This window comes from Streptomyces sp. NBC_01451 (genome assembly GCF_036227485.1).
Lineage (GTDB): Bacteria > Actinomycetota > Actinomycetes > Streptomycetales > Streptomycetaceae > Streptomyces.
Genome location: NZ_CP109479.1, coordinates 3,205,976 through 3,219,740, shown reverse-complemented (window position 1 = coordinate 3,219,740; position 13,765 = coordinate 3,205,976). Strand labels below are relative to the sequence as shown.

Below are 13,765 nucleotides of genomic sequence, written 5' to 3'. Positions count from 1 at the left end.
TCACTCGGACGGGTGGCTCTGGGAAAATGCGTTGAGAGACGCGATACATCGCGTTATGGTGTGTGTCACGCCACTGCGCCGCTCTCTCATCCGCTCCCTGTCCACCTCCCATCCGCTCTCTCGCCCTTCCTTCGCTCGCCGGGCGGGGCGAAGGGGAAAAATCTAGGCTTTTGCGGTAATCCTCAACCACGTGGAGAACTGATATGCCAGGTGCCATCTATGCCGAAGGCCTGGTGAAGACCTTCGGTGACGTAAAGGCTCTGGACGGCGTCGATCTGGACGTCCCCGAGGGCACGGTCCTCGGTCTGCTCGGGCCGAACGGAGCAGGCAAGACCACCGCCGTCCGTTGTCTGACGACCCTGTTGCGGCCCGACCGCGGCTCGGCGGTCGTCGCGGGCATCGACGTCCTGAAGCACCCCGACGCCGTCCGCCGCTCGATCGGGCTCTCCGGCCAGTTCGCGGCGGTCGACGAGTATCTGACCGGCCGCGAGAACCTCCAGATGGTCGGTCAGCTGTACCAGATGAAGTCGAAGGCGGCGAAGGCCCGCGCGGACGAACTGCTGGAGCAGTTCCACCTCACGGACGCCGCCGACCGCCCAGCGAAGACCTACTCAGGCGGCATGCGCCGCCGGCTCGACCTCGCGGCGGCCCTGGTCGTCTCGCCCCCGGTGATGTTCATGGACGAACCGACGACCGGCCTCGACCCGCGCAACCGCCAGCAACTGTGGGAGGTCATCAAGCAGTTGGTCTCCGGAGGGACGACGCTGCTGCTGACCACGCAGTATCTGGAGGAGGCCGACCACCTCGCGCACGACATCGCGGTGGTCGACCACGGCCGTGTCATCGCCCGCGGCACCTCCGACCAGCTCAAGGCCCGTACCGGCGGCGAGCGCGTCGAGGTCGTCGTGCACGAGCGCGAGCACATGACGACCGCGTCCGAGGTGCTCAACGTCTTCGGCAAGGGCCAGGGCGAGGTCACCGTGCAGGAGCACATGCGCAAACTCACCGTGCCCGTCACCGGCGGCGCGAAGCTCCTCGCGGAGGTCATCCGCGAACTGGACAGCCGCGGCATCGAGATAGACGACATCGGCCTGCGCCGCCCCACCCTCGACGACGTCTTCCTCTCCCTGACCGGCCACCTGGCCGAGGTGAAGGACCAGGAGAACGGCAAGCAGAACGGAAAGGAGACCGTCCAGTGAGCGCCGTGAACGATTCCCTGGTCATCGCACGCCGGAACTTGATTCGCATGACCCGGATTCCCGAAATGATTCTGTTCGGGCTCATCCAGCCCATCATGTTCGTGGTGCTGTTCACCTACGTGTTCGGCGGATCCATGCAGATCGGCGACAGCAGCGATCTGGACGTCTACAAGAACTTCCTGATGGCGGGCATCTTCGCGCAGACGGTCACGTTCGCCACCGCCAGTTCCGGCGCCGGCATCGCCGACGACATGCACAAGGGCCTGATCGACCGCTTCCGCTCACTGCCCATGGCGCGTGGCGCGGTGCTGACCGGGCGTACGGTCGCGGACCTGGTGCAGACGGCTCTGACACTGCTCGTCCTCTCGGTCGTCGCACTGCTCGTGGGCTGGCGCCCCGGCTCCGTCGACCCGACCAACGTCGGGAAGATATTGGGCGGCTTCGGCCTCCTGCTTCTCCTGGGATACGCCTTCACCTGGATCGGCGCGCTGATCGGCCTGTCGGTGCGCACCCCGGAGGCGGCCACCTCCGGTGGGCTGATCTGGCTCTTCCCGGTGACCTTCATCTCGAACGCGTTCGTGGACTCCAGCAAGATGACGCCCTGGCTGCGACACATCGCCGAGTGGAACCCGTTCAGCGCGACCGTGCAGGCGTGCCGCCAGCTCTTCGGCGACCCCGGCCTGTCCCCTTCGGACGCCTGGCCCATGCAGCATCCGGTGTGGGCCTCGCTGATCTACTCGGTCCTGATCATCCTCGTCTTCCGCACCCTGGCGGTCCGCAAGTACCGCTCGGCCACGGCATGACGGCGCCTCGGTCGTCCCCGTTGTCCCGGTCGTCCCGGGTATGACGATGTCCCCGGCGCCAGGAGGGCGCCGGGGACATCGCAAGGGCCGAGGCAGGGGATTCCGTCAGGTCCGACGGATCGGTTCCGACAGGTCAGGCCTGGTAGGGCACTGCCTTCAGGATCTTCACGGAGGCGAGCTTGCCGTTGGGCAGCTCGTACTGGGCGTCCGCGCCGACCTTCTTGCCGCTCACCCCGCTGCCGAGCGGAGACTGCGGAGAGTAGGTCTCGATGTCGGAGCTGGCGTACTCGCGCGAGGCGAGCAGGAAGGTCAGCGTGTCGTCCTCGTCGCCGTCGAAGGCAATGGTCACGACCATGCCGGGCGCGACCGAGCCGTTCGCCGCCGGAGCCTCGCCGACCTTCGCGTTCTCCAGGAGCTGGGTCAGCTGGCGCACACGGAGCTCTTGCTTGCCCTGCTCCTCCTTGGCGGCGTGGTACCCGCCGTTCTCGCGCAGGTCGCCCTCCTCGCGTGCAGCGGCGATCTTGGCCGAGATCTCCGTGCGCGCAGGACCAGTAAGGTGCTCAAGCTCGTCCTTGAGCTTGTTGTACGCCTCCTGGGTCAGCCAGGTGACGTTCTCGCTGGTCTGGGTCACAGGTGCTCCTCGTAGGTACTGGGAATACAAAGCATCGCCCTACCAGAAGAATGTTCCTCCACGGATGGGCGAAACCACGAGCCTAACAATTCAGCGGCGGCAGGGGGAGGACATAAGCCATCAGAAAAACGTCGGCGCAGGTCAGTGCTTGTGTGATGAGTGCGACCCCGCCGATGACCCGCGCTGATGACCCGGCGGCTGCCTCAGTCGCTGTGACAGCCGAGCAGCTCGGCCGTGGTCCCCTGGGACGTCGTACGGAGCGTGACGAGCCTGTCGATGCGGGTGGCGTCACCGTCGAAGCGGAAGTCGGCGCGGCCGACCTCGGCGCCGTTCTCGGCCTGGGAGCGGACGGTGCAGTAGCCGTTCGTGCCGGAGTCCTTGCGGACCTCCAGATGAACCTTGACCGAGTCGTCGTACGTCTTGAAGGTGATGATCTCGGCGCTGATCTTGTTGCCGACGACGTAGTGGTAGCCGAACCAGCCGACCACGACGAGCAGTACCGACCCGAGGACCGCGGCGGCGATCCGGAGCCTGCGGTCGGCGCGCTCGTCCGTGGAGCGGCCGTACCGTCCCTCGGGCAGTCGCGTGGTCGCCGTACTCATGATCGTCCCCTCCGCGAGGGCCCTGGAAAGCCGGGCCCCGGAATTATTGGCCGCTCGGTTCGGTCACTATAGAAGTCTCCCACCCGCCACCCGACCGCCGCCCCTCATCGACGTCCCTACGGGACGGCCCCTATTGAATGTCCGCTCACACCGGATGCCGACTTACGAGGATTGAGTCTTGACTGACCAGCTGCGACTGATGGCCGTGCACGCGCACCCCGACGACGAGTCGAGCAAGGGTGCGGCCACCATGGCGAAGTACGTGTCCGAGGGGGTGGACGTGCTCGTCGTGACCTGCACGGGCGGGGAGCGCGGATCCATCCTCAACCCGAAGCTGCAGGGCGACAAGTACATCGAGGAGCACATCCACGAGGTACGCAAGAAGGAGATGGACGAGGCCCGCGAGATCCTCGGCATCAAGCAGGAGTGGCTCGGTTTCGTCGACTCCGGCCTGCCCGAGGGCGACCCGCTGCCGCCGCTGCCCGAGGGCTGCTTCGCCCTGGAGGACGTGGACAAGGCGGCCGGTGAGCTGGTGAAGCAGATCCGCGCGTTCCGCCCGCAGGTGATCACGACGTACGACGAGAACGGAGGGTACCCGCACCCCGACCACATCATGACCCACACGATCTCGATGGCGGCCTTCGAGGGCGCCGCGGACACCGAGACCTACCCCGAGTCGGAGTACGGCCCGGCGTACCAGCCGCAGAAGCTGTACTACAACCAGGGCTTCAACCGGCCGCGCACCGAGGCGCTGCACAACGCGCTGATCGGGCGCGGCATGGAGTCGCCGTACGGGGACTGGCTGAAGCGGTGGGCGGAGTTCGAGCGCACCGAGCGCACGCTGACCACGCATGTCCCGTGCGCGGAGTTCTTCGAGATCCGCGACAAGGCGCTGCTCGCGCACGCCACGCAGATCGACCCCGACGGGGGCTGGTTCCGGGTGCCGCTGGACCTTCAGCGGGAGGTCTGGCCGACGGAGGAGTACGAGCTGGCGAAGTCGCTCGTGGACACATCCCTCCCCGAGGACGACCTCTTTGCGGGCATCCGCGACAATGCCTGACATGAGCGCAAGCGCAAGCCTGGCAATGACGCATCTCCTTCCGTTCGCGGCGGAGGTCGACGAGGACAAGGTCACCCCCGGTGTCCTCGGCTTCATCGTGTTCGCGGTGATGGCTCTCGCCGTGTGGGCCCTGATGAAGTCCATGAACAAGCAGATGGGCAGGATCGAGTTCAAGGAGGCGCCGGACCCCCGGAAGACTCCCGACGCCGCCAGTGAACAGGCCGGGCAAACGGCCACGGGAGCGGCCAAGGGAACGGTCAAGGGCTCCGCGCAGGAGTGAGGCGCGGTCGCCGGGTGCCCGGCACCGGGTGACCACGCTTCCCCTACCGTCGGCCGGCCGCAGCCACCGGCACCCCCATGACCTCCCGGGCGTGCCGGTTCGGGATCATGCCCAGGCGCCACCCCTGCCAGCCCGACTCCAGGGCCACCCCGCGCTCCAGCAGGAGCTGATAGGCATCGACGAAGTCGTCGAGCTTCTCGTCGCGGGACGGATGGCGGCCACGGGAGAGCTGGGCCAGCTCCTCCTGGGCCACCGCCGTGCCGATCTCGACGCCGCCGGGGGCCGCGTACGGCAGGAGCGTGCAGCGCAGGAAGCGCGCCCAGTCCTCGCCGCGCCGGTCGCCGTACGACGTGAACAGGCCGATCGCCTCGTCGCACAGGGCCAGCGCCTGCTGGGTGCGGGCGTTGCCCGCGTCGACGACGGCCAGCTCCAGGCAGGTCCAGGCCTCGCCGTGGGCCACCCCGATGCGCTGGAAGTCGGCGCGGGCGTCCACCAGGAGCTGGCGGGCGAAGCCCGAGTTGCGCAGCGAGCCCGTCTGGACGGCCCGCTGGTCGCGGGTGACGCGGGCGGAGTGATGGCGGGCGCAGGCCAGGCCGTAGACGTCGCGGATGCGGGAGAACATCGTGCGGGAACGTTCCAGCTCGCGGACCGCCAGATCCAGGTTGCCGGTCTCCTCCAGGGACTGGCCCAGGTAGTAGACCGACCAGGCCTCGCCGCGCGCGTCCTCGTTGTCCCGGTGGACCGCCGCCGCCCGGCGCAGCCCGTCCACCGCCGCCGACGCGTCCCCGGCGACCAGCCGGGCCCGGGCCAGCTGGGTCAGCGCCCAGGCCTCGCCACGGGCGTCGCGCGTACGGCCGTACAGATCGAGGGCCGTACGCAGTTCGGACTCGGCGCGCGGGACGTCGCCCATCCGCAGGCCCAGCTGGCCGAGCTGGAAGTGGGCCCACGCCTCGCCGTGGATCGACTCGCCCTCCTTGTGCAGGACGAGGGAACGGGTCAGCAGGTCCCAGGCCTCGGCGAGGCGGGAGCGGTCGCGTTCGACGGCGGCGAGGGCGTGCATCGTCCAGGCGCGGTCGGTCGCCAGCTCGGGCGCCTGCTGGAGGTCCAGGGCCTCCTGGAGCTTCGCCGCGGCCTCGCCCAGGTTGCCCTGGTGGTGCAGCGTGATGCCGAGCGAGCACAGCGCCCGCGCGGCGCCCGCGTCGTGGTGGGCCTCCATGTACAGCTCGACGACCGAGGTGAGCGTCGTACGCGCCTTGTCCAGCTCGCCCAGCTGACGGGCCGCGATACCCGTACGCCACTGCACCGAGCGGACCAGCAGACCCTGGTCGACGGACTCCGCGAGCTCACTGATCTCACCGAGCCGGTAGAGGTCGCCGCGCAGCAGGCAGTAGTCGCACAGGGCGCCCAGCAGGTTGAGCACGGCTGCCCGGTTCACGCCCTCCGCGTGCCGCAGCGTCGCCGTGATGAAGCTCGACTCGTCGTCCAGCCAGCGCAGCGCCTCGTCGAGGGAGGTGAAGCCGTGCGGGCTGAAGCGGTCCGAGCGGGTCGACATGTTGCCGTCGACCAGGCGCAGCACCGAGTCGGCCAGCTCGCCGTAGCTCACGATGAGACGTTCCTGCGCGGCCGTGCGCTCCGCCGGTTCCTCCTCGTCGAGGAGACGGGCCTGCGCGAAGGCGCGGACCAGGTCGTGCAGACGGTAACGGCTGCCTCGGACATGGTCGATCAGGCCCGCGCGGGCGAGCGCGTCCAGCTGACGGGTCGCCTCAGTCCGGTCCGTGGCCAGCAGGGCCGCGGCAGCCGCCGCGCCGAGGGAGGCCCGCCCGGCCAGCGCCAGCCTGCGCAGCAGCCGGCGGGCGGGTTCCGGCTGATCGGTGTAGCGCAGCCACAGCACGCGCTCCACCGGCTCGACCGGACCGTACGCGCCCAGATCGGCGGCCAGCCGGCGCCTGCTGCGCGGGCCGAGCGAGGAGCCCGCGAGGCGCAGCGCCAGCGGCAGCCCACCGCACAACTCCCTTATTCGCTCGGCGGATTCGGCGTCATACGGATCTGATGGACTCGTTGACCCTGAGGACCCTGAGGACCCTGAGGACCCTGAGGACCCTGAGGACCCTGAGGACCCTGAGGACCCTGAGGACCCTGAGGACCCTGAGGACCCCGATCCCGGTTCCGTCTGCGCGGACGCGTTCAGCAGTTCCTCCGCGCCCGCCGCGTCCAGGGGGGTGACGGGCAGCTGATGCACCCAGAAGGGCAGGTCGGCCGGAAGGGCGAGGGGCTCGCGGGAGGTGACGACGACGAGGCTGTCGGAGCGCTCCGGGACGAGGGTGCGGACCTGCTCGGGGTCCTGCGCGTCGTCCAGGACGATCGTCACCGGGACCCCGGTGAGATGCTGGTTGTACAGCTCGCTCAGCCTTCTGACCTGCTGGTCCGGTGACGAACGCTCACGGAAGAGCGACTGCTCGCGGGAGGCGCCGAGCCGGTTCAGCAGGTAGAGAAGGGCGTCACGGGTGGGCAGCGGCGGCTCCTTCGGACTGTCGCCGCGCAGATCCACCACGCACGCGCCCCGGAACTGGTCCCGCAGATCGTGCGCCGCGTGGATGGCGAGCGCGCTGCGGCCACTGCCGGACGCGCCGTGCAGGACGACCAGGGTCGGCCGGGTCTCGGTACTCGCCCGGGCCGCGTGCACCCACTGCCGGATACGGGTCAGTTCCTGCCGTCGGCCCGCGAACGGCTCGTCCGGGTCCGGGAGTTGGGCGAACGACTGCTCAAGGACACTGCGTGTGCGGGCCGCCGCGCTCTTGTCACTGCCGCGCAGCCTCGGCCCCGGCTTCTTCGTCGGCCCGGTGGACGCGCTGAGCACCCGCTGCTGGTCGAGGAACGGCCGGATGCCGCGTACCTCCAGCGCCGTCAGCCAGGCCAGCCGCAGCTGCTCGGGACCGCCGGGCTGGCTCACGGCGCCGGCCCGGTGGTGGGCGGCCGGCACATGGGAAGCGGTCACCTTGAGGACGGTCGCGGCGGCGCCCACGACGCCCACGGTCAGCGCCGCGCCCACGGCGGTGCCCGTGCCGGTGCCGAGGGCCAGGTCGGCGACGCCCGCCGCGAGCGCGGCGACAGCCGCCACCAGCAGGGGAGTTCCGGCGCCCTCCCGGGCGTAGCGCTGCCCGAAGGTGAGCTGTCCGGCCTTCGCCTCGTCGAGCGCCCGCGTGTACGCGGCGTACTCCTCCGCGGACGACTGCGCCATGGTGTCCAGTGCCCCGCGCGCCCGCGTCAGCAGCACACTCCCGTCCGTACGCCCCCCGGACCGCCGTACCTCTTCCTCCACGGCCCGGCCCAACAGCCGCTCGGCTTCCGCCCGGTGGCTGTCCCGCATGGTGTGTCCCCCTCTGGCAGCGATCTGACGGTGATCCGACGGCGATCTGACAGCAACGGCCTGTCCTCGGTGGTTCCTTGGTCAAGTGTCCTGCGGACGGCGCATTGGTGCGAGGGGGCGTGTGGACCTGATCGCCGTGCCGGGCACGCCGGCGATCTGCTCGTGCCGGGCCGACGGGAAGCGGGGCGACCGCTTCCGCCTGACGGCCGACAGGGGCCGCGTCGCCTGCCCCGGCGTCGTCAGCGCGCCGGACAGTGGCGTCGGGAAGCCGGACGTCATCGTCCGGGATACGCCTGCCGTCCGACGGGCCGGGTACTGCGGCAGGATGGACCCCATGCCGAACCGACTGGCCCATGAGACGTCCCCCTACCTCCTCCAGCACGCCGACAATCCGGTCGACTGGTGGCCCTGGTCGGCCGAGGCGTTCGAGGAGGCGCGGCGGAGCGGCAGACCGGTCCTGCTGAGCGTCGGGTACAGCAGCTGCCACTGGTGCCACGTCATGGCTCACGAGTCCTTCGAGGACCGGACCACCGCCGACTACCTCAACGAGCACTTCGTCAGCGTCAAGGTCGACCGCGAGGAGCGGCCCGACGTCGACGCCGTCTACATGGAGGCCGTCCAGGCGGCGACCGGCCAGGGCGGCTGGCCCATGACGGTGTTCCTCACCCCCGACGCCGAACCCTTCTACTTCGGTACCTACTTCCCGCCCGAGCCCCGCAGCGGCATGCCCTCCTTCCGGGAGGTGCTGGAGGGGGTCCGCGCCGCCTGGACCGACCGGCGCGACGAGGTCGCCGAGGTCGCGCAGAAGATCGTGCGGGACCTCGCCGGGCGCGAGATCGGGTACGGCGCGTCCGAGGCGCCCGGTGAGGAGGAACAGGCGCGGGCACTGCTCGGGCTCACCCGGGAGTACGACGCCCAGCGCGGCGGATTCGGTGGGGCGCCGAAGTTTCCGCCGTCCATGGCCCTGGAGTTCCTGCTGCGGCACAGTGCCCGTACGGGTGCCGAGGGGGCGCTCCAGATGGCCCAGGACACCTGCGAGCGCATGGCCCGGGGCGGGATCTACGACCAGCTCGGCGGCGGCTTCGCCCGGTACTCCGTCGACCGGGAGTGGGTCGTGCCCCACTTCGAGAAGATGCTGTACGACAACGCGCTGCTGTGCCGCGTGTACGCGCACCTCTGGCGCGCCACCGGTTCCGAACTCGCCCGGCGCGTGGCCCTGGAGACCGCCGACTTCCTGGTGCGTGAACTCCGCACGAACGAAGGGGGTTTCGCCTCCGCGCTCGACGCCGACAGCGACGACGGGACCGGCAAGCACGTCGAAGGCGCCTACTACGTCTGGACGCCGGCCCAGCTCACCGAGGTGCTCGGCGCCGAGGACGCGGAGCTTGCCGCGCACTACTTCGGGGTGACGGCGGACGGGACCTTCGAGGAAGGGGCGTCCGTTCTCCAACTTCCGCAGCACGAGGGCGTGTTCGATGCCGAGAAGATCGAGTCCGTCAAGGCGCGGCTGCTCGGCGCCCGTCGCGAGCGGCCCGCTCCCGGCCGGGACGACAAGGTGGTCGCCGCCTGGAACGGGCTCGCCGTCGCCGCGCTCGCCGAGACCGGTGCCTACTTCGAGCGGCCCGACCTCGTGGACGCCGCGCTGGCCGCCGCAGATCTCCTCGTACGGGTTCACCTGGACGACCGCGCGCATCTCGCCCGTACCAGCAAGGACGGCCAGGTCGGTCCGAACGCCGGTGTGCTGGAGGACTACGCCGATGTCGCCGAGGGGTTCCTCGCCCTTGCCTCCGTGACGGGGGAGGGGGTGTGGCTGGAGTTCGCCGGGTTCCTGCTCGACCATGTGCTCGCGCGGTTCGTCGACGCCGGGTCGGGGGCCCTGTACGACACCGCCAGTGACGCCGAGCAGCTCATCCGGCGGCCGCAGGATCCGACCGACAACGCGGTGCCCTCCGGGTGGACGGCCGCCGCGGGGGCGCTGCTCGGTTACGCCGCCCAGACCGGGTCCGAGCCCCATCGGGCCGCCGCCGAGCGGGCGTTGGGGGTCGTGAAGGCGCTCGGGCCGCGTGTGCCGCGGTTCATCGGGTGGGGGCTCGCTGTCGCGGAGGCGCTGCTGGACGGGCCCCGGGAGGTGGCGATCGTCGGGCCGGCGCTCGGTGATCCGGCCACGACCGTTCTGCACCGTACGGCGCTTCTGGCCACGGCTCCGGGGGCCGTGGTCGCCGTGGGGGTCGCGGGCGGGGAGGAGTTGCCGTTGCTTGCCGGGCGGCCGCTCGTCGGTGGTGAGCCCACCGCGTATGTCTGCCGCAACTTCACGTGTGACGCTCCGACGACCGATCCGGAGCGGTTGCGTATCGCGCTGGGGGGCTGAGTTCGCTCCCGCCGGCCCTACCCGTCCCGTCCCTGGGGGCTGCGCCCCCGGACCCCCCTTTCGCGCTGATCGCGCTCGTCCTCAAACGCCGGACGGGCTGAGGGTGCGGGACGGCACTGCAGGGGTGCCGACCCGCTGGATGGATGCAGCAGGCGGGTAGGTGCGGTGGGAAAAGAGGTGCTGCCTCGGCTCAATCCGTCGGGAGGCCGTGTTCGAAGACGTTCACCGCGCGGTCCACCAGGTCGGCCAGGTTGTCCCTGAAGTCGTTCTGCGCCCAGTGGACGGTGACCTCCGACAGGCCACCGATCAGGGACATGGCGTAGACGCGGACCTCCAGGTCGGCGGGGTCGCGGCCGGTGCGCTCCGCGATGACACGGCAGAGGAGGCGCCCGATTTCGGACATGCTCTCGATCATGCGGGAGCGGACCGCGGGTACCTCCAGCATCAGCCGGCTGCGCAGCCGGGTCACCTCGGGCTCCTCGGTCCAGTTGGCGCCGACGGCCTTCTTCAGGATGTACCGCAGGGAGTCGAGCCACGGTTCGTCCGCCGGGCGCGCGCGCAGCTCCTCCTCCAGCACGGAGTCGTACTCGTCGGTGAGCACGATGTCCTCCTTGGTGGGGAAGTAGCGGAAGACCGTGGACTGCGACACCTCGGCGCGCTCGGCGATCTGCTCGATCGTCGTGGCGTCGTACCCCTGGTCCTCGATCAGTTCGTACGTCGCGGCACGGATCGCCATCCGGGTCTTGATCTTCTTCCGCTCACGGAGACCCAGCTGGGGGCGGTCGGCGAGGGGAGAGGTGCGTGCGGCCGTCATGCGTTCATTGTCGGCCATCGGGCCGGCCGGCAGGCATGTCGGGGGTTGTGCCCTTGGCTGCGCCAGTAGTTGTGTCCGTGTCCGTGTCGGGTGTGGTGGCAGGGGTGGGGGGTGCCGGGTCCGTCGGTGCGGGAGCGGTGTGCGTCGGAGTGTTCGGGAGGAACGCCCCGGCCAGCAGCGCCGTCACCAGAGCAGCCACCCCGCTCACCAGCAGGACGACTCCCATGCCGTGGACGTACGCGCTGTTCGCGGAGGTCAGCAGCTGTGCCGAGCCGGTCCGCTCCGCGATCAGGTGGGCCGCGACCACCGAGTCGCCGGCCGTGTCCGCGAGGTCGGCGGGCAGACCCGTGACGTCGAGGCGGTCGCGGAAGGTGCTCGCCAGCAGGCTGCCCAGCAGGGCGATACCGATCGCGCCGCCGACCTGGCGCAGCGTCATCAGGAGTCCTCCGCCTCCCCCACTGCCTCAAGGGCGTGGGGGGACCCCCAGCCCGCGCGGTCGGCGGGCAGGGTGGCCAGGGCGCCGTCCATCGCCGGGACGACGGCGAAGCCGAAGCCGAAACCGGCGACGGTCAGCCACAGGGCCGTGTAGCCGTAGCCCGCGTCGACCGTCGTACGGCTGCCCAGGATCGCCGCGAAGGCCAGGACCACCAGGCCGGCGGCCACCGTCGCCCGCGAGCCGAACCGGGCGCCCACGGGCTGTGCCGCCCGTGCGGCCACCGACAGGCCGGCCATCAGCGGCAGCAGCCGTACGCCCGTGCCCAGCGCGTCACCGCCCAGTACCGCCTGGAGATACGGCGGCAGTACGAACATCAGGCCGGACAGGACGAACATCACCAGCGTCGCCGCGATCGTGTTCAGCAGGAAACCCCGCTGGGAGAGCAGCGCCATGTCGAGCATGGGCCGGGTGGCGCGGCGTTCGCGCAGGACGAGGGCCGTCAGGAGTACGGCCGCCAGGGCGAACAGGGTGAGGACCAGCGGGTCGGTCCAGCCCCGGGTGGGGGCTTCGATGATCGAGTAGATGAGCGCGCCCAGGCCTGTCGCCGTGAGCGCCGTGGAGGCCACATCCACCTTGGGGGAGGCCGGGTCACGGGTTTCGGGGAGCAGGAACACGCAGGCCGCGATGCCGATGGCGACCATCGGGACGTTGATCAGGAAGACCGAGCCCCACCAGAAGTGGTTGAGCAGCCAGCCGCCGATGATCGGGCCCAGCGGCATGCCGAGCGCGGAGTCGGCCGAGATGACGCCGACGGCCTTGGTGCGCTCGTGGGGCGGGAAGAGCGAGGGCAGGACGGAGAGGGCCAGGGGCATGACGAGGGCCGCGCCCACGCCCATCAGCGCTCGGGCCGCGACGATCCAGTTCACGTCACCGGCCAGCGCTCCGACGAGCGACCCGGCGAGAAAGACGCCGAGCCCGGCGATCAGCATCCGGCGCCGCCCGAAGCGGTCGCCGAGGAGTCCGGCCGGGAGCATCAGCGCGGCGAACACGACGATGTACGCGTCCGCCATCCTCCCCCAGTGCTAAATGCCTGGGGGGACCCCCAGCTGCTCGCCGGTGGACGCGCCGAGCTGTTCGGCCATCGTCGGCAGCGCGACGTTGAGGATCGTCATGTCGAAGCCGAGGACGAGCATGCTCGCGACCAGGGCGCCCAGGGCCCACCAGCGGCGGGGGTCGAGGGGTGGGGTGGTGTCCGTGCCGGTGTCCGGCCCAGTGACAGTAGCCATGAAATGAGAGTAACTCTCAAAAGGTGGTGACTGTCAATAAGGTTGGGGTGCAAGCGTGCGGAATCTGGGCGCGAGGGCGCGCGAATCGGATGTGCGGGCACAGAAAATGGCCGCGGCTCGGAAGCCGCGGCCATCTCGGGTGAGGGTGAGGGGAAGGGGGTGGAAGGGGAGGGGTCGGGGGGATCACCCGTGCTGGTAAGCCACCATCGAGATGCCGATGTAGTGCGCGACGAAGGCCGCGAGGGTGAGGGAGTGGAACACCTCGTGGAAGCCGAACCAGCGAGGTGACGGGTTGGGGCGCTTGAGCCCGTAGATCACGCCGCCGGCGCTGTAGAGGAGTCCGCCGACGAGGACCAGCACCAGGACGGCGATGCCGCCCGCGCGCATGAAGTCCGGCAGGAAGAAGACGGCCGCCCAGCCCATCGCGATGTAGCAGGGGGTGTAGAGCCAGCGCGGGGCGCCGACCCAGAACACCCGGAAGGCGATGCCGGCCACGGCGGCGCCCCAGATGCCCCACAGGAGCCACTGGCCCTTGCTCGCCGGGAGCAGCAGCATCGTCAGGGGGGTGTAGGTGCCCGCGATGATCAGGAAGATGTTGGCGTGGTCGAGCCTGCGCAGGACGCCGTCCATGCGCGGGCTCCAGGTGCCGCGGTGGTAGAGCGCGCTCACGCCGAACAGCAGGCACGCGGTGAGCGTGAAGATCCCGCAGGCGATGCGGGCCCGGCTGGAACTGGCGAGCGCGGTGAGTACCAGGCCGGAGATGAGTACGGCCGGAAACATGCCGAGATGCAGCCAGCCGCGCAGCTTGGGCTTGATCTCATCGGAATGTGGCAGCGAGAGCGCCAGGGGACCGCGGCCGACGGCCGGCGAATCCAGGGGCGCGTCGGGGACGGACGCAGTCATGACGGCAATCGTACCT

10 protein-coding genes and 1 pseudogene are annotated in these 13,765 nt (G+C 70.2%); 5 read left to right on the top strand and 6 right to left on the bottom strand.

All coding sequences use genetic code 11. The features are described from left to right. Positions 1 to 203 precede the first annotated feature (203 nt). Positions 204 to 1,199, top strand: coding sequence for an ATP-binding cassette domain-containing protein (locus OG595_RS13645; RefSeq protein WP_329271617.1), 996 nt, complete (start codon positions 204 to 206; stop codon positions 1,197 to 1,199). Continuing rightward, positions 1,196 to 2,002, top strand: coding sequence for an ABC transporter permease (locus OG595_RS13640; RefSeq protein ID WP_329271615.1), 807 nt, complete (start codon positions 1,196 to 1,198; stop codon positions 2,000 to 2,002). Before OG595_RS13645 ends, OG595_RS13640 begins: the two co-directional genes overlap by 4 nt. 133 nt (positions 2,003 to 2,135) lie before the next feature. On the opposite strand, the gene greA is transcribed toward OG595_RS13640, so the two are convergent. Together greA and OG595_RS13630 are read right to left on the bottom strand one after the other, a co-directional pair. Further along, positions 2,136 to 2,633 (bottom strand): transcription elongation factor GreA, encoded by a 498-nt coding sequence (greA, locus tag OG595_RS13635; protein WP_329271612.1) that lies wholly within the window; start codon positions 2,631 to 2,633, stop codon positions 2,136 to 2,138. Positions 2,634 to 2,836: 203 nt separating this feature from the next. Continuing rightward, complete coding sequence (locus tag OG595_RS13630) at positions 2,837 to 3,235, bottom strand: DUF4307 domain-containing protein (RefSeq protein WP_329271610.1); 399 nt, start codon at positions 3,233 to 3,235, stop codon at positions 2,837 to 2,839. Between the two features lie 199 nt (positions 3,236 to 3,434). On the opposite strand from OG595_RS13630, the gene mca reads away from it, so the two are divergent. Together mca and OG595_RS13620 are read left to right on the top strand one after the other, a co-directional pair. Continuing rightward, positions 3,435 to 4,295, top strand: a complete 861-nt coding sequence (gene mca, locus OG595_RS13625) for a mycothiol conjugate amidase Mca (protein WP_329282860.1) — start codon at positions 3,435 to 3,437, stop codon at positions 4,293 to 4,295. Then, entirely contained in the window at positions 4,288 to 4,575 is a 288-nt protein-coding gene (locus OG595_RS13620) for a hypothetical protein (RefSeq protein WP_329271607.1), read from the top strand. Before mca ends, OG595_RS13620 begins: the two co-directional genes overlap by 8 nt. 43 nt (positions 4,576 to 4,618) lie before the next feature. On the opposite strand, the gene OG595_RS13615 is transcribed toward OG595_RS13620, so the two are convergent. Beyond that, the gene (locus OG595_RS13615; protein ID WP_329271605.1) at positions 4,619 to 7,942 is read right to left on the bottom strand and encodes a tetratricopeptide repeat protein; all 3,324 of its coding nucleotides are present in this window, start codon (positions 7,940 to 7,942) and stop codon (positions 4,619 to 4,621) included. Between the two features lie 334 nt (positions 7,943 to 8,276). On the opposite strand from OG595_RS13615, the gene OG595_RS13610 reads away from it, so the two are divergent. Beyond that, a complete protein-coding gene (locus OG595_RS13610; RefSeq protein ID WP_329282858.1) occupies positions 8,277 to 10,310 on the top strand; it encodes a thioredoxin domain-containing protein in 2,034 nt (677 codons plus the stop codon). A gap of 190 nt (positions 10,311 to 10,500) precedes the next feature. On the opposite strand, the gene OG595_RS13605 is transcribed toward OG595_RS13610, so the two are convergent. From OG595_RS13605 to trhA, 3 genes and pseudogenes are all read right to left on the bottom strand, one after another. Further along, positions 10,501 to 11,124, bottom strand: a complete 624-nt coding sequence (locus OG595_RS13605) for a TetR/AcrR family transcriptional regulator (protein ID WP_329271603.1) — start codon at positions 11,122 to 11,124, stop codon at positions 10,501 to 10,503. Positions 11,125 to 11,128: 4 nt separating this feature from the next. After that, positions 11,129 to 12,846, bottom strand: a pseudogene (locus OG595_RS13600) (MFS transporter). Positions 12,847 to 13,029: 183 nt separating this feature from the next. Continuing rightward, positions 13,030 to 13,749 (bottom strand): PAQR family membrane homeostasis protein TrhA, encoded by a 720-nt coding sequence (gene trhA / locus OG595_RS13595; protein ID WP_329271601.1) that lies wholly within the window; start codon positions 13,747 to 13,749, stop codon positions 13,030 to 13,032. Between the last annotated feature and the right edge of the window lie 16 nt (positions 13,750 to 13,765).

Bases quoted from the DNA above. Each gene is read 5' to 3' on its own strand.
- OG595_RS13605 (WP_329271603.1), bottom strand. From the start codon at position 11,124: ATGACGGCCGCACGCACCTCTCCCCTCGCCGACCGCCCCCAGCTGGGT.
- OG595_RS13630 (WP_329271610.1), bottom strand. From the start codon at position 3,235: ATGAGTACGGCGACCACGCGACTGCCCGAGGGACGGTACGGCCGCTCC.
- mca (WP_329282860.1), top strand. From the start codon at position 3,435: ATGGCCGTGCACGCGCACCCCGACGACGAGTCGAGCAAGGGTGCGGCC.
- OG595_RS13610 (WP_329282858.1), top strand. From the start codon at position 8,277: ATGCCGAACCGACTGGCCCATGAGACGTCCCCCTACCTCCTCCAGCAC.
- OG595_RS13615 (WP_329271605.1), bottom strand. From the start codon at position 7,942: ATGCGGGACAGCCACCGGGCGGAAGCCGAGCGGCTGTTGGGCCGGGCC.
- OG595_RS13620 (WP_329271607.1), top strand. From the start codon at position 4,288: ATGCCTGACATGAGCGCAAGCGCAAGCCTGGCAATGACGCATCTCCTT.
- OG595_RS13645 (WP_329271617.1), top strand. From the start codon at position 204: ATGCCAGGTGCCATCTATGCCGAAGGCCTGGTGAAGACCTTCGGTGAC.
- trhA (WP_329271601.1), bottom strand. From the start codon at position 13,749: ATGACTGCGTCCGTCCCCGACGCGCCCCTGGATTCGCCGGCCGTCGGC.